The sequence below is a fragment of the Salinispira sp. genome (assembly GCF_059431795.1).
In genome coordinates this window covers 60556-80951 of sequence record NZ_JBXWXS010000029.1, presented here as the reverse complement: position 1 = coordinate 80951, position 20396 = coordinate 60556, and the positions used below count along the sequence as shown (strand labels likewise).

The window sequence follows — 20396 nt, the reverse complement described above, 5'->3', positions numbered from 1 at the left end:
ATATTTGAATAAAAAGCATGGCTGGGATACAATCCAAACAGGAGATGTACAGTGGGATCGATATTTGCACGAACCGGAAGGATTTTCCTTTTTCTTCTACTTGTAGGGATGAATTCTCTGCCTGTCTTCGGCCAGGAGACCACAGATGCAGCTAGCGCTTCGTCTGAACAAAAAGATGTTTTTGCAGTGATCCTTTTCGCATCGGGAAATGCTGTGAGTTTGTTCCGTCAGGGCGAGTTGATCAGTCTTACCATCGGAGAAGACGATGTAATAGGTTTGCCCCTCCTTGAAGGAGATATGGTTCAGACGGAATCGGACAGTTTTATCGAGCTTCAGTTGATACCCAGTGAGAACATTGTAAAGGTTGCCGAAAATACCACTTTTGAGCTGACAAATATCAGGGGGCGTGAAGGTGGCAGCTTTGAACTGTTGTATGGCCGGGTTCGTGCGCGGGTGGCCGGGCTTAATCAGTCGGGAAGCTTCAGTATCCGGGGCAGAACCGCCGTAGCCGGGGTTCGGGGAACCGATTTCGGTTTTGACTACATAACCCGCAGAGGTGAGGGAGCCGTTCCTGCCGCATCAGTGTATTGCTTTGAAGGCAGCGTCCAAGTTGAATTACCGGGATACGAATCTGCAGCCCAGGCGGATGCCCAGGAAACCCAGGGGGGCCCGGAAGGCGAGAGTGAACTTTCTCCGTCTGCAGCGGTAATTTCCGCCAATGAAATGGTGGATGTTGTGAGTAAAACAGCCGGCGATCTCGAATCGGACAGGGGAGAGCCCGCATCGTTGAGAAAGCGAAGCATCACCCCTCAGATCAGCGAATATTGGCAGAATAATGACATCCGCAGCAACCCGGTGAATCCCGACGAGCTTGAAGAAGCGTTTCCCGGAATCTATGAAATGCTGGATGATGCGGTTTCACAGGCACGGCTGGCTGCCAGCCTCAAGGCGTTTCTTGAAGCCGGCGGCACCCTTGAGGAATTCAGGGCATCCCGGGAAGTGGCGGTCAACAGCCCCAGCCGGCTGTATCCCCTCGTTCCCTCCATTGATGTGGCATCCCTGGTACCTGAAATTCAAACCGAGGTGTACAATCCGAATGCGCTGAGAATTACCGGAGGAACCATGGGAGTGGTTGGCAGTCTCCTGGAATTGAGCGGAATTGTGCTCTACTTTTTAGGCGAAGATCTGGGACTGGATCCAGCTGTGGGCCAGGCATATGGTCCGGTTCTTCTTGCGTCAGGAGGGGTCGCTCTTACCGTTGCACTGACTTCTCTGATAATTGACGCAACTCGATGATCTGCCATCCCCTGGGGAATTCTCTCAGCTTCAGCATATCGGTGCGCAGGACGCCCTGAATATCTCCCATATCTTCACGGGGATCCCACACGGTGTATTCCACCCGATACTCAATAACTGTCTCTCCATCGGCGTCAAGGTATTCATTCCGTTCCAGCATCTCAAAACCGGTCATGCCGAACACCATGAAATCTCCAAGGGGTTCTCTCACTTCGGGATCTTTGTTCAGCCATTCGTCCGCCGGAACAAAGACGCTGCGGAGTTCGGTACCCTCTCTGACCATACTTATGGCGTATAAATTCGCAAGACGGTTTACCCGGCTCCTGTTGATCTTTCCCCGGGTTGCCTCCTCCATATATCCATGATCCAGGCGGTTGTAACTTTCATAATATTCTCGTACCACCTGATCAGGAGTGAGTCCTGTAACGGCAAGATCCCGTGTTGCATTCCGTACAGCGGTTATTCCAACTGCAAGCAAAACAATTGCCAGCAATCCGGCAAATGTGAGTATGGGTGTCTTTGCTTTCATATGTTGAAGCCTGCGCTCCAGCCGCATCCTTCGCAAGTATTTTCCCAGGCGATCATTTTCCGAGGCCGCCGGGTCTGAAGTTTCGGGATGTTTGTGGGTGGCAACCTTCACAGTTGCTTCAGGAAGAGAAAGGATCCAGTCATACACATGGGATTCGTCCATGTCATCTGCCGAATTGAAGTCTCTCAGAGACAGTATGTCTTCAAACCACTGGGTGGCCCAGGATTCCAATTCCGGTAAATAAAATTCTATGGGGGTGATAAGACCCTTACGCTTAAATCGTCGTTGCAGTTCCAGATTTTCTTCTCGAACAGGCCATTCACCGGTGAGGATCCGGTAGAGTGATGCCGCCAGGGCAAAGCGCTGGAGGCGGAATGCTTTATACATTCCGTTATCCGGATAATTCACCTGCTCAAATCCCTTGGAAAGGGAACCGATATGTTCATTGGTACTTATGGCCCTGCTCCATTGTCCCGGTAGAATTAAAATGTCGTCTCCGTCCATGAGAATATGTTGAGGGTTTAACTGCTCCGGGAGAAGGTCGCTGTGACTTTGGGAAAATTTCAGCAGACTCACGATGAGCCTGGCTTCTTCCTCGGAGATGGGGTCGTTATAATCGAGATAATCCTGCAGAGTATTACCGGAAAAATACTCTTCCAGGGTGAGATAAATGGTTTTATCGAAGCTGAGTACCTGATCCAGAGGAATTTTCCGGTACTCGAAACCGTCCCCTTCCGACGTATCCGGAGAGAGGGTAATAACAAGCGCATTCTGGCTGAGTTTGTCCTTAAGTCGGGTCATCCCCGGCCCGCTGGCTTGAATTCCTGTGTCGATTGCGGTCTTGGTTTTGCCGTTCTGTTCAAGTCGGTGAAATAAGTTATGTGATTGTATCAGCTGCATGGAGTGTATCCTCAGGTGGTTCTATGCTGTGTATTACCATGTGGTCCCTTTCCCGCTTCAAGGGGAAGTTCAAATCCCACTGCAGCATACTCTACAACGGATGAATCGTTCTTGTCATGCTCAAAGGAGCTTGCATGGGTAATGCTCTCAACCCGGCAGCTCCTATGGAGCAGAATACTGAGGACCGAGGCGAGACAGGCATTGCCGGTATGGGGATTACGGAGTTCCTTGGAGCTTGCAAGGTTTTCCCATTTACCTTCCAAAAGATATTCCATGATAAGTCCGGCATGTCTGGAAGCGGATTCTCTTGGAAGGGCGGGGCTGAAATTCATGCTGGCGATATATAACGTGTTTCCACCCAGTTCCTGTTCCATAAAATACAGGGCCGAAGCCAGGGCTTTAACCCCTGAAGGGCTGCGGTGATTGCAAAGGATGGGCACTATGGGAATATCGGGGAAGATCACCTGAATCCATGGAAGCTGCACTTCAATGCTATGTTCCTGCAGATGTGCAAGCTCAGAAACCTGTACCGCCGTAGTGCTGGTTAACAGAAGTTGAAGCGCAGGAATTTCCACTCTGCTCATGCCGGCCGGTGTGCGGAAAACGGTGCTTTCGGGCAGGAGAAAACCTTCAGGATAATTGTCCCGTACAGGTCCCAGAAGCACGATTCTGTCGAATACTGAATCCGAACAGAGTTTATAGGCTTCGCCAAGAATTTCTGAAATAAAGTCAAAACCTGCATTGGGTACGATCAATCCTTTGGGTCTACCGGCAATGGTCTTGGCATTATGAATATGAGATTCAATCCGTGTTTTTAATTCCTCGGGATCTTCCGGGTAAAAAAGCCCTTCCACAACCGGCTCCCTCAAAAGTTCCCTGTTCCAGGCGTCTTCCATATACCCAGTATGGTTTATTCATTTCCCCCCTTCAATAGGCGATTCAGACGACCTGGATCCGCTTTAATAAAGAGGTTTTTTTCCTGGGTGGGGAGAACCAGCCCGGTTTTTCCCTGCTTTGGACGCCGGAGATATTTTACCTGGGTGTAATACATATCGGCCTGACCATTGTTTTTTGCCTTGGAAAAATGCAGAGCCAGATTACCGGCGTCAAGAAGCACATCCAGCGGTACGGACTTGCCGGACTTTTGCTTTATAAACACGTAGCCTCCGGGATAGTCCCGGGTATGAATCCATGTGTCGTTGCCTCTGGTATGCCGCCGTAACAACGAGTCATTTTCCCGGGAAGTTCTTCCCACCAGAATTCTGAAGCCTTTGCTTATGAATTCCAGCCCCGGGGTGCCGGATTGCTTTTTTCCACCCTGACCACCCCCGCTTTCTTCACGATAGAGTGAATGCAGTTCCCGGATCCTTGACAGAGGAGTTTGATCCGATTTCAGCTCAGAGAGAACACCCCGAACCCGCAGAAGGTTTCCTTCAACATTCTGTCGTTCCTGCTGAATATGCTCTGAACGGGACCGTATTTTGCCTGCCTTGCTGAAGTACTGCTCGGCGTTTTCTCCTGGACTCAGACCGGGGTCCAGTTCAATCCTGAGCTTTCCCCCATTGCCGCTATCCATTTTTGTGGCGGGCAATATTTCTAAAGCGTCATCTGGCCTTTCAAAAGCGTCATCTGGCCCTGGGGCGGGGGAGGAGTTGCCTTCACCCTGCTCACGAAAATCATCCACCAACACCTCATGATCCCCCTTGTTGATTTTCCAAATATTGGAGAGAATCAGATTACCCATATGGGAAAGCTCGTCGGCTTTCTCCAGTTTTGCTTCTGCCGCAGATATCCGTTTTATTCTGGATGCAAAACTGTTCTCCCGCATTGAGTAATAGCGCATCAGTTCCTTAAGGAGGCGGTTTCGCTCTTCCTCACGTTCCTGTGAAGCGTATTCTGCGGCAATGCTCTGCTGAAAACTCAGCCCGGGAGAAGGTGGGCGTACCGGGATGGATTCAATTTTTTTCCGTTTTGTCCCGTCATGAATTGCCTCAGGCAGAGTGAAGATTTCACCGCTGCTTTCCCTGCGCCCGGGCTTGCGGTATGCAACATCGAGAATTTCCATGTTCTCATCACACACGATAATATTTCCCGCACTGCTCCAGAGGCGTATAAATATGAGGCTGGTTTCCCCCCCTTTTACCACCTTGAGCCGGATAATTCTTTCTTCGCCTATTTGAGCGGCCTCTTCAATTTTTCCACCGCGGATGCGTGCCCGGAGAAACTGAGAGAACCGGGGCTGTACACCCCGGGATCTGGGTTTGGTGGGGGATGAATGCACCCTGGTTTTTCCCTGTTCCAGACAAATCCGAAGGTAGAAGGTTTCCCCTGGACGGTACATTTGAAAATAGATGTTCCGGTAATCCCGCTGGAATATCTGCTGTATATGACAGCCCTCGAGCTGAAGTTCCCGAAGGACCAGGTTTATTTCTTTCCAGTTTAAGCTCATACGTTTACCTTAGTTGTAGTTTCCTATTGAAGGACTATAGAGAGCCCATTGATAGACTCTCAGCTTCCCGTTGAAAGACTGTCTCATGGGGTGAAGAGTCCGGTGGCCAGATAGGCCTGATAATCCCTGCTGCTGTAGCAGCACATCATAATTTGTGTCGGTGAACTGTAGGTTCCCCGGTATTCTTTAAGCAGCTCGGACACAACCTCCACCGATTCACAGAGCGGATACCCATATACGCCGGTGGAAATCCCCGGGAATGCAATGCTTTCGATCCCTTCCTGTTCTCTGGCTATCCGGAGACAGTTCAGATATGCCTGCCTTAGAAGCAGATCTTCATCTGCCGATCCGCCCTGCCAGACAGGTCCCACGGTATGAATTATGTAACGGGCCTTCAGCCCATACCCTTCAGTGAGAACCGCTTCTCCGGTGGGCAGGCCGTCGGGGAGAAGGTCCCTGCGGATATTCCGGCACTCTTCAAGGAGTTCAGGTCCCGCAGCCCGGTGAATGGCCCCGTCCACCCCTCCGCCGCCGTACAGACTTGAGTTGGCAGCATTTACAACCGCATCCACGTCAAGTCTGGTAATATCACCCTGCAAAACATGTAGAGATATTTCCATAGAATGCTCCTCATGGGCACCCATGATCCTCCGGCTTCTTATGTTTTCTTCACTTCCCCTGTTTCCAGTTCCCGGTGCAATTCACCGAGCAAGTAAAAAGATCCGCATGCCGCACCCCAGCTCTCCATGCTGCATGCCATGCGAAGGGCCTGGGAAGGGCTTTCGGCCACCTGGATCTCCGCAGTGTCAGCTTCGGGAAGCTGTTTAGCCATCTCGGCAAGCTCCCGGGGATCGCTGGGTTTGAAATTTCCGGTACCGCAAAAAATGATACGGCGGAAATGTCGTAAAATAATCTCCAGCATCCGGATGCGCTGCTTATCTTCAAGAGCGGCGAAGATACAGTATCCCGGCTTTTGAACACCGGATTTTAGTGCTTCATCGTGTTCCAGTGCAGAAATGAAACGCTTCAGCGAGTCCGGGGTGTGGGCCGCATCCAGTACCAGCGGTCTGAGGCAGCCGGGCAGTGTTCGGGCTTCATATCTTCCGGGAAGTTTGGTCCGGGAAAAAACTTTCCAACTCCTGTTCTGAAGATACTCTGCGGGTTCGGGGTGCCCGCTTGAATTATGCGCTTGAATTCCCGGGAATTCAATAAAGATCCGTTTGGCGAGGCGAAAATTTTCCTTAAGATAGTCAACTCCAGTTTCGCCAAACTCCTCAGGGTTCCCCCCGGGAGGAAGCATGGTCAGCGGCGAACCGGCCTCCGCAGCACGGAGACGGATTACATCGGCGGCTTCCGGTTTTTGAGGGGCGGAGATTACCGGTATTCCCGGTTTAATAATTCCAGCCTTCTCTCCGGCGATTTTTTCCAGGGTATCTCCCAGATATTTTGCATGCTCAATTTCTATGGGAGTTATCCCGCATATCTGGGGCCGGATTACATTGGTGGAATCCAGGCGTCCGCCCATCCCCACTTCAATCACCCCGTAACGCAGCCCGGCATCCTGGAATACCAGGAAGCACAGAAGGGTGAGAAGTTCAAACGTGCTGGGATACTCGGTCTCTTCCGGCAGCCCCTCTATGTAATCCCGGATCCGCTCCAGGTTCCTGACGTAGGTCTCATCGGGGAAGAATCCCTGGCGGATATCCGTCATCCCGGGAACGGCTGAGCGTATCCGTTCCCGGTAGTCGAAAACGTGAGGAGAGGCGTAAATCCCCACTGCCTCATCCACAAAATCGCTAAGCAGGGCGGCGGTGTATGCGCTGGTGGATCCCTTTCCCTTTGAACCGGCAATGTGGATCAATTTCAGTCCCTCATGGGGCCTGCCGAAATCATTCAGCAGTTTCTCCATGGTTTCCAGCTTGAAGTCCCTGATATGTCCCCGTCGGGTTTCAAAATTGGTGAATTGCTCGAGGTACTGAAAGTCAGCCATTTTTCCGCGTCTGCCTGATCCGCAAGGCTTCTGCATGGGTGAAAAATCCCTCGTAGTCCGCGAGAGTTATGCTGTGCTCGGCAAGCTGCTCATATGCCCCTTTTCCCACCTGTACCACCGAGCTGTAATGGATAAAATCCCGGACGGAAACCGCAGACCAGGTTTTTGCCTTTCCTCCGGTGGGCAGGACGGCATTTGCCCCCACGGCATAGTTGGCAACCGAGAATGGTACGCTGTCGCCCAGAAGAATCTCTCCGGCATTGCGGATATCCGCTACAAGATCAAGGGGGGAAGCGGTTTGAAGCTGCAGATGTTCAGGGGCGAACTCATTCACTACGCTGACAGCGGCCTTCATGTCATCCACCAGTATGATCCCCCCGTAGCCTGAAAACACATCTTCAATGTAGCTGCGCCGCTCCTGGGGAATTCGGGAGATGTAGCTGCCGGCGTATTCAATCACGTTGTCGGCGAGTTCACGGCTGTCGGTTATCAGCAGAGCCGAAGAATCCGAGCCGTGTTCGGCCTCAATAAACAGGTCTGCACAGACCAGCTCGGGATCAGCAGCTTTATCCGCCACGACGATGGACTCCGAGGGCCCTGCAGGCAGCCCCGGATCTATAATCTGGGAGAGAAGTCTTTTTGCGGCGGTTACATACATGCTGCCAGGACCCACCACCTTTTGGCAGGGGGGAATGCTTTCCGTACCGTATGCAAGGGCGGCAATACCCTGGGCTCCACCTCCCCGGTATACTGTTTCCACCCCGCAGAGCCGGGCGGCATACAGGCACGCTGGATCAACGCTTCCATCGGGTCCCGGTGGGGTGATAATGGAGATTTGTTCAACCCCGGCAATTACCGCAGGCACCGCCAGCATATACAACATAGATGGGAAACTCCCCCGACCACGGGGAACATAGAGACCTGCCGATTCAATGGGGCGGGATGCTTCTCCCGCCATAATGCCTGGTCTGATTTCAACCATCTCTACAGCCCGGGGTTTTTGACTCATGTGAAAGCGCCTCACATTCTCAATGGCGTATTCCAGGGCCTCTTTCACCGGGGTAGCCAGGGATGCTTCGGCGGATGCGAACTCAGACTCCTGTACCCGCACGGGTATGCGGGCCAGATCCGCACCGTCAAATTTCAGGGTATACTCCTTGAGAGCCTCATCGCCCCTGATCCGTACATCTTCAATGATCGGGCGGACCTTATCCATTGCATTGCGGATGTCCGTCTCACTCCGGTTCAGGAGAGCCGCCTTTCGTTCATCGCTCAGTTCATTCCAAATATATTTCTGCAGCATCAGGAATTTCCCCCGTGTTTTAAAAGCTGATCTGTTTTAATTGCCGCGTACAAGGGGAGCATATGGAGGGGGATCAATCCCACGGCTCCACCGGTGGCGAAACCCATGCCGGTACTGATCTCAAGCTGCTGAGCCATAATAACCACCGACATGGCAATAATCAATCCGAGGAAACTCACAGCGGCTTCAATAAAACGGCGGCGTCTATGCCTGATAAGATGCTTTTTTCCCATTTCACTTCGAGGATCATCCAGCCCGGCTACGGAATCCGTACCCAAACTTCCACTTTGGCGGGAGAAGAGGATTCGGAACAAACCGGAGAACATGGCCCTCATACCCGTAAGTCCCCCTAATATCATGAAGGAGATGCCGAAACTGGCAATGAAGGGCTGAGCAATGAGGGATAAAATGATACCGGGGAATAATAAGCCCAGCGACAGGTATCCGAGAAATCTGACGTAGCTGTGTCTTTGCTGCATAATATGGTCCATCCTGTAATAATAATTGAATGTTATTCAGTTAAATGCTTGAGTAAGCCCAAACTTTCTGTGTAGAATAATGTGCATACACGGCGTCCGGCAAGATCAGCTGGGACAATTCGCCGAAAACTCAAAGTCTGCAGGGCATTTATTTCATGTATAGCTCCTTTTCGGGCTGCTCTGGGACGGTAAATCAGGAGAGAAACTATGGTAATTAAACCGATGATTCGAAGCAATATGTGTATGAACGCTCATCCCGAAGGATGCAAGAAGGAAGTTCAGGATCAGATATCCTATGTATCCTCGCAGCCTTCTTTCGGGGGACCGAAAAATGTACTGGTGATCGGAGCTTCCACAGGCTACGGATTGGCAAGCCGGATTGTGGCCGCATTCGGAGCCGGAGCAAACACCTTCGGGGTTTCGTTTGAGCGGGAACCCAGTGCAAAGCGTACAGGCACAATGGGCTACTACAGCAATGCCACCCTGGAGCATGAGGCCCAAAAGAAGGGCCTGATAGCCGAAAGTATCAACGGGGACGCATTCAGTCATGAAATCAAAGCCGAAACTGCAGAAAAAGTGAAGACGCTCATGGGGAAGGTGGATCTGGTGGTGTACAGCCTTGCCAGTCCGGTACGCAAAGATCCCGACAGCGATACCACATTCCGCTCCACACTGAAGCCCATCGGACAGACCTATACCGCAAAGAGCATTAATCCGCAGACCGGCGAAATTTCCGAGATCAGCATTGAGCCTGCCAATGAAGATGAAATCGAGCAGACCGTCCGGGTTATGGGCGGGGACGACTGGAAGCTCTGGATTGAAGCCCTGGAAAAAGCCGACCTGCTCACGGAAAACGTGACCACAATCGCCTATTCATATATTGGACCGGAGGTCACCAAAGCGGTTTACCGGGACGGCACAATCGGGCAGGCAAAGGCGCACCTTGAGCAAACCGCTCATGAACTCAACGACCAGCTGAAAAGCCGCGGGGGAAGAGCTTTTGTTTCAGTGAACAAAGCCTTGGTTACCAGGGCCTCGGCAGTCATACCCGTTGTCCCCCTGTATCTTGCGCTGCTGTTTAAGATTATGAAGGAGAAAAACCTTCACGAAGGTTGTATTGAGCAAATGTATCGTCTGTTCACTTCCAGACTCTACTCAAACACCCCTGAGACCGACGAGAAAGGCCGTATACGGATGGATGACTGGGAACTGAAACAAGATGTGCAGGACGAAGTAAACGCCCTGTGGCCGAAAGTGAACAGCCATAACATCAACGAACTGGGGGACCTGGAAACATACAATCGGGATTTTCTCAATCTCCACGGATTCGGCAGAGAAGATGTGGATTACGAAGCTGATATTGATACTCAACTACGTCTCTGATACATTAGCCCATCGCTATGACAATGGAAGCATTTATTCTCGGCAGCGGTGGCAGTATGCCCCTGCCGCACCGACATCTCACATCCATGCTCCTCCGGAGGGAAGGGGACCTCTTTCTCTTTGACGCCGGAGAGGGCACTCAAGTAAGTTTGCGGAAGCTGAATCTCCGCTGGAAAAGAATCAGTGCAATTCTGATCTCCCACACCCATGCGGATCATGTGACAGGATTACCGGGAATGCTCATGCTTTCCTCACAGGTGGACCGTCAGGAACCCCTCTACGTAATTGGTCCGCCCAGAATCCGGGAGTACGTTGAAGCCAGCAGAAAGATTCTGGAAATGTATATCAACTATGAAATCAGGGTAATAGAGATTCAGGATCCGGCAGTGCCCCAGGTGGTGCTCAGCGGTGAAGACTACCATATCAGATCATTTCCCCTCCGTCACACCAGGGTGTGTGTAGGATATTCATTCACGGAAAACGCCCGACCAGGAGTATTTCATCCCGAAGAGGCCCAGCGGCTGGGGGTTCCCAGGGGACCTCTTTGGTCCAGCCTTCAGCGTGGGGATGATGTGGAGCTTGAAGACGGACGAACCGTAACACCAACTCAAGTACTGGGGTCTCCCAGGAGCGGGAGGAAGGTCAGTTATGTAACCGATACGGCGTTTATACCTTCTATTATTGATGAGGTCAGGGACGCAGACCTTCTGGTATGTGAGGGTATGTTTGAAACCGCTTTGGCCGAAACTGCCGCGAAAAAGCGGCATATGACTGCCCGTGATGCGGGACGTATTGCCCGGGAGGCAGAGGTGAAGCAGGCGGGAATCATCCATTTTTCTCCCCGCTACACCGAAAAGGATCTGAAACTCCTCTTGAAAGAAGCAAGGGAGGAGTTCCAGTCCATGGTTCTCACACGGGATCGGCAGGTATTTTCCATACCCTACGATGAAATCTGACCGGTTTCCGGTCATTGAACCCCTTACCATCCAGAAAACCAAACATACTCAATCCGTGGAGGCGGTTAATGATTTCGCTGAATGATGTTCAGAAATCCTTCGGGAGTCTTCGTGCGGTTCAGAACATTAGCTTTGACGTGGGAAAGGGAGAAATTGTGGGTCTCCTTGGTCCTAACGGGGCTGGGAAAACCACGATTATGCGGATTTTGACCGGCTACCACTATCCCGATGGAGGCTCGGTTTACATAGACGGAATGGATATCCACAGCCGCTCCCGGGAGATTCAGCGCAGGATCGGGTATCTCCCGGAACATGCAGCGCTGTACCCCGAGTTATCAGTAAGGGAGCAGCTCGAATTTCATGCAAAGGCGCGGATTTCCAGTATCCGGCTGGTCCGGAAGGCGATGGACGCGGCAGTTGAAATCTGCGGGCTGGAAAACGTCTTTCACCGCCAACTCTCAGTTCTTTCAAAGGGATACCGTCAGCGGGTTGGACTTGCTCAGGCCATTTTGCATGATCCGGAAATCCTCATCCTGGATGAACCCACCAATGGTCTGGATCCTAATCAGATTAAAGATATTCGGGAACTTATCCGCCGTCTTGGCCGGAAAAAAACCATTATTCTATCCACCCACATTATGCAGGAAGTTGAAGCCCTGTGTAATCGGGTCCTCATTATGAATAGGGGGGAAATCGTTGCCCAGGGGGATTCAATCAGCATAGCCAGGGATTTAAAACATTCCGAAGCGTACAAAATACGTTTCAGGAATATCACTGTAGCGCTTCTTGATGAGCTTGCAAGCTGCGGGGAAGTGAAATATATCAGGCAAATTGACTCAAGCTCAACCAGCCCCATATATGAGGTTATGATGACCGAGGAAATCGTACAGGGCGATGAATTTCTGTTTTCATGGGCCGTGGATCGGGGGGTGATGATCAGGGAACTCACTCCTGTTCAACTCAGCATGGAAGATATTTTCGCCCGTCTCACTCAGGAGAAAATATGAAGCTCAGCTATTACCCCATTGCTTCATTAATGGGAAAAGAACTGCGGAGAATGCTCAACGCTCCCACAGCTTATGTTGCAGCCGTATTTTTTCTCGTTCTATCATCGTTTTGGTTTCTCAGGATTTACAATTTTCCGGCCCGGGATTATGCCTCCTTCCGGGAGTTTTTTGCCATGCTTCCCTTTGTTAATATTCTCCTGATTCCCCTGATGACTATGGGAGTATGGTCCGAGGAATATCGCAGCGGAACCGCAGAAGTTTTGCTCACCATGCCTTTCAGCGGATTTCATTTAGTTCTGGGGAAATTTCTTGCGGTGTATCTTCTATTTGCAATCATCGTTCTTCTGACCCTTCCCATGCTGCTGATTCTCAGTGCTCTGGGCGATGTGGCGTACGGTCCACTCTTCACCCAGTACCTGGGTGCACTTCTTTTAGGTGCCGCTTCCATTGCCTTGGGTCAATGGATATCCGGTCTGTCACGGAATCAGATCACTTCGGCCTTGGTCACTATTACTGTACTGCTCATGTTCACTATTCTCTTCCAGCTGCTGCAGCAGCTTTCATCCACCCCCCATTGGCTGGGAACAGTATTACGCTATTTCAGTCTTCAGTACCGCTTCGACAGTTTCTCCAAGGGAGTTCTGGATACACGGGATCTGGGTTTCTTCTTTCTGATGACGATTCTGTTTTTGTACGCCGATGGAATGGCGTTAAAAGTAAGGAAATGGAGCTGATATTATGACCTTCAAGAAATGTCTGCAGTTCGGTATGCTGCTTACCTTGATTATTTTTTTCCTCCTTGGTCTGATATTTCAGCAGTTCCATCTTCGGCTGGATCTGAGCCGGGATCAGATATTCAGTATCAGCAGCTATTCCCGGGAACTCCTCGGGGATTTGGATGATTCAGTTGATGTTTCCTATTATCTCTCACAGGGTCTGGTTTCCAGGGTCCCGGAGATTCAGGAGATATCCGATCTTCTCTTTGAATATCGTCGTTTGAGCCGGGGAAATCTCCAGCTGAGGATCATTAATACAGATAACATTGAGGCCGGCGATGAAAACAGCCCTGAAGAATTCGGCATTGTTCCCCGGGAACTGCAAATTTTCGAGGGCAATGAGGAAACCCGCACAACCGTGTACAGTGGAATCGTGATCAAATATCAGGATTCAATGGAGGTCATACCCCTGGTTCTTAACCCGGAGGGTCTTGAGTATGAAATCAGTTCACGTATCCTCGCTCTCAAGCGGGATACCCGTCCGTCCCTGGGCGTTCTTCTGGGTGGGGCCGGCGCAGAACCCCGGGATTATCAGTCAATGATTCAATACCTGAGTCAGTATTATGACCTTCAGATCTATTCCCCAGGAGACGCTCTGCCGCCATCCGCCGATGCTTTGGCGGTATTGGGATTCTCCGGGCTGAATGAGGGCGATCTGTTTGCCGTGGAGCAGTTTATTCTCAGAGGCAAGGGTGTGATAATTGCAGCCGAAGGTACCGTGGTAGACCTGGCACGGAATCTGGCTCCGGAGAATGTGAGTGATCATCCCATGCTGGAAATGCTGAATTCTTACGGAATCAGGATTGAGCCGGGCTGGGTGTTGGATTCCCAAAACCTGGAGATTCCGGTTCAGCGACAGCAGGGCAGAGTGATGGTGAATCAGTATGAGGAATATCCCCCCTGGCTGGGACTGACATCCTCAGATGTCCATCCCGCCCATCCGGTGACCGCACGATTTCAGGGCCTGGACCTTTTTTGGGCCAGTCCGCTAACTCTCTCTCCAGGGCTGGCGGAAGAACAGACGACCGTTCTACTGCGTTCCAGTTCAGAATCGGTGTATGCCCCTGAGCCGGTGAGTGATCCTGCCGCTGCTCCTGCCATGATGGCCCGGGCGGAGGATCAAAGAGGCGAGTATGCTCTTGCTGTGGAACTATCTGGTCCGCTCAGCGCCTACTACCCCTCTCCCCCGGACAGTCTTACCAGACGGGGTGTGAGGTACCCCCGGCTCCAGGATTCCGGGGAGGACGTACATGTGATTATTCTGGGTGACAGTGATTTCCCCGGGGAGCTGTTTCAGTCAACCGGGTCCAGCTATAATATTCTTTTTATGCAGAATTTGTTTGAATATCTCATGGGAGATGAGCAGCTGATGGAGCTGCGCAGCAGGGGACGACGGAATATGCGCCTGGATGCAGCTTCCTCGGATCTGGAATTCAGACGGATTGTTAGCCTGGCGTCGTTTACCGGTCTTGTCGCGGTTCCCGGCCTGGTAATTCTCTACGGATTTTTCCGTTTGATTCGCCGAAAACGACTCTCGTTTTCAAGATATATACCTGAGGGCCGCCATTATCCGGAACAGGGAGGCAGATAGAAACATGTCCATACTATCAGAAAACCCAATAGATACACCGGAAGCCAATACCGGCAGTTCCCAGTCTGCCATCCATACCCGTCAGGTTAAATCTTTGCTGTACAAAATGGTAATTATCGCCGCTCTCCTTCTGGTCCTCCTTGCGGGAAACATTCTCCGCAGGACAAACAGGACCCCGGATCCCGGAGGAGTGTATGAGTATCTCGAATCCTCCATCGATGCGGGAGCTATCCAAATACAGGGAGGAAGCGGGCACGGGGTGCGTCTTCTCCGGGCTTCCGATGGTGCATGGCTTGTGGAGGATTCTCTTACAGGGGAGCTGAGCCGGGGCCGTGAGGAGCGGATCAGCGCCTTCTTAAATGATCTCCTTTCCATGGAATTCAGCAGAACTGTGACTGAAACGGGTAATTTCTCGGAGTATGGACTTGAAATAAATACCGTTCTGAGCACTGACCAGGAAATGACCCCCGTAATTCTGACCATTTTCGATTCCCGGGAACGGGTCATAGAAACATTCATTTTCGGTTCTTACAGCCCGGATACATCGGAATTGTTTTTCCGCTTTGCCCGGGATTCAACGGTACATGCAGTTTCTCCGGATATTGGCTTTTATCTGAATCAGGCTCCACAGTATTGGGTTGAGCTGAGATTGTGGCAGCCCCTTCGGGACGGCACCACACGAACTGCGGATCAGTTTTACCGAAGCTACGCAGATGGCACAACCGCAGTCTGGACCCGGGAAGGGCGGCTCAACTGGAGTTCCAATGAAGGAGAACCGGTTGAAGATCCTTCAGCTGTCGGCTCAGCAGCAGCTATGCTTGTCAGGCTTGAGGCTGAGTCCGTATTCTCTGCACGGGGAGATGTTCCCCAAAGCGCGTATCCGGTGTTAACCGTCGGAGTGAACACCCTGGGCTCGGAGATACTGGAAGCAAGAATATACCGGCTGGATGAACCGGGAACGGGAGAATCTCCCCGTTATCTGGTGGAACCGGTGAGAGGACCATGGTTTACATCAGCTCAAGGGACAGTTCGTATACTGGAAATATCTGAAGAGGAGTTTGAACGATTTCTGGCAATCTGATATTTTTACCCGTGTTTTTATTGCTCACCGCAGAAAGGGGGAGATCTTTTTCAGCCCGGTGTTCCGCTGAGGTGAGCCCGGTACTTCCTGGGGTCGGCCTTGAATTGAATGAATCCGCCGTTGCCGGTATTGGCCATGGATGCCGCCCTGATCCCTTCTTTCATCAGCCTGTCCCCGCTCATGAGTCTTCCGGAACGGGTAGTGAGGCCAATGAATACATGTTCAGTATTGATAGATCCGTTATCGCAGATACGCTGAAAGCGCTCAATCTGTTTTACACATTCATCCTGGTTTTGGTTCGGCAGGATAATGCCGTAATATCCGGTTTGGATATGAAAAATCAAGTCTTCATACCGAAAACTCTTTAGAAGTTCCCGCTCGAAAGTGGAGAGGGCCGTGGAATCTTTCGTAAACTCCCTTCCCAGACGGAATACCGCAAACCCAATATCAGATTCATTCTCAGCGGAACGCTCAATTTCATTATTCAGCCGGAGTTTCATCAGGTCGGAGGGCCAGATCTCATTCTCCCCCGCGGAAAAATCCCGTTCCTTTTTTCGACGGGGAGGGTGTTTCCGTGCCGGCTGCTGATGCTGCTGCTCCGTTTCTCCCGTTTCTGCACCTTCAGAATTCCCCATGTTCTGTGATGAAGTTTCCGAAGGACCAGGATCGGGAGATTCCTCCTGAATGCCGGCTCCGCTGTACTCGTATGTCTGTTCTTCCCTGTTCCGATGAACCGTAATGCTGATAATCAAAAAAATAATGATAAACAGGCCGTATCCGGAAATCATGTACAGTAAATTTTCCCCTATCGGGCGGAGATCCGAAGGGGATAATACCTGGTAGATAACCGCCGCCTTCTCCCCGGAAGTCCCGGGGATTGGAGTCTCCAACAGTTCTTCATAAATTCCGTTGTATGTGAAAAGTGGGGTGCCCCTGAGTGATGAGGGATCCCCTGGAATCTTTTCCACATAAGATGACGAAGCACTCCAGAGCCCTTACAGGCCCTTTTCGGGGGAATAAATGGCCGCCATCTTTAATTTGGGATTTCCCGGGGGTGATATCAGCTGACGGAGAATGTTCTGTCTGCTCCCTCCGGCTGCGAGAGCCGATTCAATATCCTGATTCATGTGTTGTTGAATTCGCTGTATATTGTCCAGTCGTATCGCACTGAGCATTATTATAAAAAACGTAAGAATGGTGATGAAAAACAGAATAGTTATACTGGTGAATATCTTATGGAGTCTGGAACTCATAGCATCATTATATGGGAGATTCGCCGAGTTGCAAACTGAATAACACGAAAAACTGAATGTGAATCAATTTTCTCATTATTTCCCAGCATATGGTACATGAGTGGAAGAACAGGAATGAATATGTGCTGGAGCCTTCCAGCATCCCCTTCGCTGTATTGGCCGTTCAGGAATCGCCGGCAGTCTTCTTCCGTTATTTGATTCAATGCCGAGGCATAATCCCTAAATGACGCACCCGATTGGTATTTTTTGGAATAGGTGGTCGTGGAATGGGAGGTTACAGAATCGGAAGTTCCGGAGTGGGTGGTTACAGATTGGGAGGCAGAGGGAAACGGGTTCAGGGTGTATGACTTTGCAGAGCGCTGAAGGGTTCCCTGAATATTCATTCCCTGTTCAAATTCTCTTCTGTATGCCTCAAAACGGGGACTTGAGTAGGCGTGGCCTGACTCTTCCCGTTGAAATACGTTTTCTCCGTTCCCGGAAACCAGTTGAAAGAAATGATCTTCAACCGGATTCAGCCGGTTAGCGTGCTGTCCGGTCCAGATGTGTTGATAGCTTCCCCGGGCATATGCCGCACCTCCGGGATAGCGGAAATCCAGACCGTAGAAGCGGATTCGGGATGCTCCCATTGCCAGGGCTGCAGCTCCCGCGCTTCCTCCAACCTGAGTAAAATGGAAGGGAAGGGGGAGGATGGAAATATCCGAGAAAAGTCCGCTGTGAACCATTGGGTGAGCCGTGGAAATGAAGGAAAAACTGCCGGTGTAGAGGCGAAGTATAGCCGGATGAACCCCCGGGTCGCATAGCAGAATACCTTCCTGTCCTGGTATATGATGAAGAAGGCTGAAATACTGGGGATCTGTGGAAACCACTGCATCGGGAACCACTCCCCGTGCAATCAGGGGCGGAAGGGCGGAATCCACGGCAATTACCACAGTTGGGGGCTCCTTTCCTTGGCGCTGCTGTGCAAGGTTGACACGGTCCAGAAAGTGATCCAGCCCCGGGCCAGCTCCCAGCACGGCGACCTGCTTACCTGCCACCATAGTTCTCAGCTTATCCAGAGGAGTAGCCAATCCAGTGGAATTTCGGTGGGAGGTTTCATTCAGCTCTCTCATTGAATAAAATGCGGTGTTTCGCAGCATGTTCAAAAACCACATTTTTCCGAAGCGTTTTTGGGTCAGGTAATCCGAATGGATCTCATCAAGGCTGTGTCGAATACGCAGGCGAATGCCGTTGAACAGTTCCTCCATGGCCCGCTCCAGGGGAGGAAGACTGAATAGATCCAGGCGTGGATGAAACAGCGGACGGTAACTGTTTTTCAACATCAGATCAATCTGCTCTAAAAAATCTTTCGCAGGGCGTCCATCACGGTAATCTGCCCGGCAAATCAGAACATCCTTTCTCCCGGCTATTTCTTCCCGCTTCTCACGGCAGTCAGGGGCGTTGAAAATAAAACTGTCGGGGATAATGAGCAAGATGCGGCGTCCAGGGTCCTGGGGAGGAATATGATACAGTCCCCCGGCCCCGATTATGATCAGGTAGTTGGTTCCCTTGAATTGCCGGTTTATCCGCTCAGTTTCTCTGGAGGGGTCTCGCATGGAGTGAACTGCACTGAAGGTTCCGGAACTGAGAAACCCCGGGACCGGATACCCGTTGCGCGATTGCCGCCACTCATGGAAAAGCTTTGGTTTGAACAGGAGGGGCTGGCTGTTTGCGGTTGAATTCGGGGTATTCACTGGCTCTCTCCCTTCAAATGTGAATGCGGGTCCTTCCTTCCCTCCGGGCTCTTCTGTTCCAGCACCCTGCGCAAACAGTTCGCTTCATCCTCGCCGGATAGCCAGCTGGCATGGGCGTTTTTCAACTCTATTCCTTGTGAATATAAAAGCCGATGCATCACCTGTTGGGAATGAGAGTCAATGGTATGGGGATGCTCAAAAAAACCGGTACTGCTATGGTAGCGGGTAAACAGACGGTCATATTCTGCATGAGTTGGAGGGGGAGCAATCCCGCAGCCGGAAATTGATGCCGGTGGAGGAGATGAGGGAAAGGGGGGCGAACGTTCAAGCATTTTCCATGCTTCCGCCAGTGATGTAACCTCCGGAGTATTCAATACCCTACCGGTATTTCTGAGCCGGTATAGCCCGGACATCCGGGAGAGATGTGTCTCAAACCATTCAGCGTAGACATCCAGTTGATCCCCTCTAGTGCGGAGAAAAAGTTCATGTTCAAGAGGTCTGGTGCGGGAGCAGCGGGATACAATGAATTCATCGAAGCTGTGGGGCCGGCAGTGGCTCCTGCCCTGCCGATCTGTGAAGTCCGCCCCAAGAATGATGCAGCTACCCCGGTAATTTTGTGTGATCTGATCCAGTGCGGTAAACAGCACAGAACCCCGCTCGGGAAAACTTTCCAGACTGCAGCCTTCCTGTTCAAAGGGCATTCGGAGTGAAAATGGAACTATACGGTCCCGGAATCGTGAGAAAAGACGCTGAGGGATTGCTGCGCTCATGGAAATGTGAAGAGCGGCGGAGGGCGGTGCATGGTTCAGGTGGACACCCGCCCAGTATCCACCGTCAATGCTTACAACAGTATCCACCGGTATATTCCAGTGCTGCAGTGCTCTGAGAGCTGAAGGAAGTGCCCATATTTCCGGCCGGAAGGAGAGGTGCCCATTTGCAATGTATTCCTGCAGAAGCGGCAGAGATGCTTCCAGGCTGGGACCGGACGCGCACAGAATAATTCCCCGGCGTTGGAATTTCCGGGGTACCGTGGCCGGGCCGGGCATATTGAGACCAGGGATCTCCCGGGAAGAATTGTGCTTCCGGGAAGAAGAAAGACGCTGAAGATTTCTCCGGTAGTTCTTCATCCAGAGGGGCCCGAAATACATTTTTGTCTGCAGCTGTTTTTGAGATGACCACATGATCTCCCCGATCTTTTTCATCAGTGCGTCATTGCCGGGAACGTGACGGGCACCGGGCCAGGGGATTACCAGGGAGTTCATCATTCGCAGATCCTCAACAGCGTACTCAAGAATAGTCAGTTCTTTCCCGGAGATCTTGTCTGGAGATGAAAGGGCGAACACCGGACCGGTGAAAAATTTTAACCGTTCCGGCGAATGGTCCCGAACGGCATCCAGAAGGACAGAGTCGCTGTACACCCCGAGAACAATGGCCCGGGGATAGTGCCGTACAATAGTTTCCGCAAGATAACCCAGCCCCGGATTCACGCAGATCACATAAATGGGACGGCCGGTATCTACACGGGAGGATATACCCGAATTGCCAATGGCTTCCCGGGCTATACGCTCCGCCTCTTTCCGGGGATTACGCCGGCTGTGAAGATACCCGGAGTCGCTGTGTATGGAAAAATCACCGCCGTTCAGCGGTATTATCCTGTAGGAACCCACTGGCGT

18 protein-coding genes are annotated in these 20396 nt (G+C 51.5%); 7 read left to right on the top strand and 11 right to left on the bottom strand.

Annotation, left to right across the window (positions count from 1 at the left end; all coding sequences use genetic code 11):
* The first annotated feature begins 51 nt into the window (after nt 1-51).
* Nucleotides 52-1296 carry a FecR domain-containing protein gene (locus tag AC52PS_RS09575; protein WP_495562838.1) on the top strand — a complete coding sequence of 415 codons (1245 nt, stop codon included), beginning with the start codon at nt 52-54 and terminating at the stop codon, nt 1294-1296.
* Here the strand turns inward: AC52PS_RS09575 and AC52PS_RS09570 are convergent.
* From AC52PS_RS09570 to AC52PS_RS09540, 7 genes are all read right to left on the bottom strand, one after another.
* Entirely contained in the window at nt 1253-2725 is a 1473-nt protein-coding gene (locus tag AC52PS_RS09570) for a hypothetical protein (RefSeq protein ID WP_495562837.1), read from the bottom strand. The two genes, AC52PS_RS09575 and AC52PS_RS09570, sit on opposite strands and share 44 nt — an antisense overlap.
* 11 nt (nt 2726-2736) lie before the next feature.
* Nucleotides 2737-3621 carry an AmmeMemoRadiSam system protein B gene (gene amrB / locus AC52PS_RS09565; RefSeq protein ID WP_495562836.1) on the bottom strand — a complete coding sequence of 295 codons (885 nt, stop codon included), beginning with the start codon at nt 3619-3621 and terminating at the stop codon, nt 2737-2739.
* A gap of 14 nt (nt 3622-3635) precedes the next feature.
* Nucleotides 3636-5174 (bottom strand): NFACT RNA binding domain-containing protein, encoded by a 1539-nt coding sequence (locus AC52PS_RS09560; RefSeq protein ID WP_495562835.1) that lies wholly within the window; start codon nt 5172-5174, stop codon nt 3636-3638.
* 83 nt (nt 5175-5257) lie between these two features.
* The gene (locus tag AC52PS_RS09555; RefSeq protein WP_495562834.1) at nt 5258-5794 is read right to left on the bottom strand and encodes an O-acetyl-ADP-ribose deacetylase; all 537 of its coding nucleotides are present in this window, start codon (nt 5792-5794) and stop codon (nt 5258-5260) included.
* A 38-nt stretch (nt 5795-5832) separates the two neighbouring features.
* Nucleotides 5833-7164, bottom strand: coding sequence for a bifunctional folylpolyglutamate synthase/dihydrofolate synthase (locus AC52PS_RS09550; protein WP_495562833.1), 1332 nt, complete (start codon nt 7162-7164; stop codon nt 5833-5835).
* Nucleotides 7157-8467, bottom strand: a complete 1311-nt coding sequence (hisD, locus tag AC52PS_RS09545) for a histidinol dehydrogenase (RefSeq protein WP_495562832.1) — start codon at nt 8465-8467, stop codon at nt 7157-7159. The genes AC52PS_RS09550 and hisD overlap by 8 nt, the downstream gene beginning before the upstream one ends.
* A complete protein-coding gene (locus tag AC52PS_RS09540; protein WP_495562831.1) occupies nt 8467-8958 on the bottom strand; it encodes a hypothetical protein in 492 nt (163 codons plus the stop codon). Before AC52PS_RS09540 ends, hisD begins: the two co-directional genes overlap by 1 nt.
* Nucleotides 8959-9153: 195 nt before the next feature.
* Between AC52PS_RS09540 and fabV the strand changes: the two genes are divergently transcribed.
* The 6 genes from fabV to AC52PS_RS09510 all read left to right on the top strand — a co-directional run bounded on the left by fabV (nt 9154) and on the right by AC52PS_RS09510 (nt 15740).
* Complete coding sequence (gene fabV / locus AC52PS_RS09535; protein ID WP_495562830.1) at nt 9154-10329, top strand: enoyl-ACP reductase FabV; 1176 nt, start codon at nt 9154-9156, stop codon at nt 10327-10329.
* A 17-nt stretch (nt 10330-10346) separates the two neighbouring features.
* Nucleotides 10347-11285 (top strand): ribonuclease Z, encoded by a 939-nt coding sequence (locus tag AC52PS_RS09530; RefSeq protein WP_495562829.1) that lies wholly within the window; start codon nt 10347-10349, stop codon nt 11283-11285.
* A gap of 68 nt (nt 11286-11353) precedes the next feature.
* Complete coding sequence (locus AC52PS_RS09525; protein WP_495562828.1) at nt 11354-12292, top strand: ABC transporter ATP-binding protein; 939 nt, start codon at nt 11354-11356, stop codon at nt 12290-12292.
* The gene (locus AC52PS_RS09520) at nt 12289-13026 is read left to right on the top strand and encodes an ABC transporter permease (RefSeq protein WP_495562827.1); all 738 of its coding nucleotides are present in this window, start codon (nt 12289-12291) and stop codon (nt 13024-13026) included. The genes AC52PS_RS09525 and AC52PS_RS09520 overlap by 4 nt, the downstream gene beginning before the upstream one ends.
* Before the next feature lie 4 nt (nt 13027-13030).
* Nucleotides 13031-14659, top strand: a complete 1629-nt coding sequence (locus AC52PS_RS09515; RefSeq protein ID WP_495562826.1) for a GldG family protein — start codon at nt 13031-13033, stop codon at nt 14657-14659.
* A 4-nt stretch (nt 14660-14663) separates the two neighbouring features.
* On the top strand, nt 14664-15740 hold the full coding sequence (locus tag AC52PS_RS09510; protein ID WP_495562825.1) for a DUF4340 domain-containing protein: 1077 nt from the start codon (nt 14664-14666) through the stop codon (nt 15738-15740).
* A 50-nt stretch (nt 15741-15790) separates the two neighbouring features.
* Here the strand turns inward: AC52PS_RS09510 and AC52PS_RS09505 are convergent, their stop codons facing one another.
* From AC52PS_RS09505 to AC52PS_RS09490, 4 genes are read right to left on the bottom strand one after another with little or no spacing between them, the layout of a single operon-like run.
* A complete protein-coding gene (locus AC52PS_RS09505) occupies nt 15791-16708 on the bottom strand; it encodes a hypothetical protein (protein ID WP_495562824.1) in 918 nt (305 codons plus the stop codon).
* A 27-nt stretch (nt 16709-16735) separates the two neighbouring features.
* Nucleotides 16736-16993 (bottom strand): hypothetical protein, encoded by a 258-nt coding sequence (locus tag AC52PS_RS09500; RefSeq protein ID WP_495562823.1) that lies wholly within the window; start codon nt 16991-16993, stop codon nt 16736-16738.
* On the bottom strand, nt 16990-18723 hold the full coding sequence (locus AC52PS_RS09495; protein ID WP_495562822.1) for a 6-hydroxymethylpterin diphosphokinase MptE-like protein: 1734 nt from the start codon (nt 18721-18723) through the stop codon (nt 16990-16992). Before AC52PS_RS09495 ends, AC52PS_RS09500 begins: the two co-directional genes overlap by 4 nt.
* Nucleotides 18720-20390, bottom strand: a complete 1671-nt coding sequence (locus tag AC52PS_RS09490; protein WP_495562821.1) for a hypothetical protein — start codon at nt 20388-20390, stop codon at nt 18720-18722. Before AC52PS_RS09490 ends, AC52PS_RS09495 begins: the two co-directional genes overlap by 4 nt.
* Nucleotides 20391-20396 lie beyond the last annotated feature (6 nt).

Bases quoted from the DNA above. Each gene is read 5' to 3' on its own strand.
- AC52PS_RS09570 (WP_495562837.1), bottom strand. From the start codon at position 2,725: ATGCAGCTGATACAATCACATAACTTATTTCACCGACTTGAACAGAAC.
- amrB (WP_495562836.1), bottom strand. From the start codon at position 3,621: ATGGAAGACGCCTGGAACAGGGAACTTTTGAGGGAGCCGGTTGTGGAA.
- AC52PS_RS09560 (WP_495562835.1), bottom strand. From the start codon at position 5,174: ATGAGCTTAAACTGGAAAGAAATAAACCTGGTCCTTCGGGAACTTCAG.
- AC52PS_RS09555 (WP_495562834.1), bottom strand. From the start codon at position 5,794: ATGGAAATATCTCTACATGTTTTGCAGGGTGATATTACCAGACTTGAC.
- AC52PS_RS09550 (WP_495562833.1), bottom strand. From the start codon at position 7,164: ATGGCTGACTTTCAGTACCTCGAGCAATTCACCAATTTTGAAACCCGA.
- hisD (WP_495562832.1), bottom strand. From the start codon at position 8,467: ATGCTGCAGAAATATATTTGGAATGAACTGAGCGATGAACGAAAGGCG.
- AC52PS_RS09540 (WP_495562831.1), bottom strand. From the start codon at position 8,958: ATGGACCATATTATGCAGCAAAGACACAGCTACGTCAGATTTCTCGGA.
- fabV (WP_495562830.1), top strand. From the start codon at position 9,154: ATGGTAATTAAACCGATGATTCGAAGCAATATGTGTATGAACGCTCAT.
- AC52PS_RS09530 (WP_495562829.1), top strand. From the start codon at position 10,347: ATGACAATGGAAGCATTTATTCTCGGCAGCGGTGGCAGTATGCCCCTG.
- AC52PS_RS09525 (WP_495562828.1), top strand. From the start codon at position 11,354: ATGATTTCGCTGAATGATGTTCAGAAATCCTTCGGGAGTCTTCGTGCG.
- AC52PS_RS09520 (WP_495562827.1), top strand. From the start codon at position 12,289: ATGAAGCTCAGCTATTACCCCATTGCTTCATTAATGGGAAAAGAACTG.
- AC52PS_RS09515 (WP_495562826.1), top strand. From the start codon at position 13,031: ATGACCTTCAAGAAATGTCTGCAGTTCGGTATGCTGCTTACCTTGATT.
- AC52PS_RS09510 (WP_495562825.1), top strand. From the start codon at position 14,664: ATGTCCATACTATCAGAAAACCCAATAGATACACCGGAAGCCAATACC.
- AC52PS_RS09500 (WP_495562823.1), bottom strand. From the start codon at position 16,993: ATGAGTTCCAGACTCCATAAGATATTCACCAGTATAACTATTCTGTTT.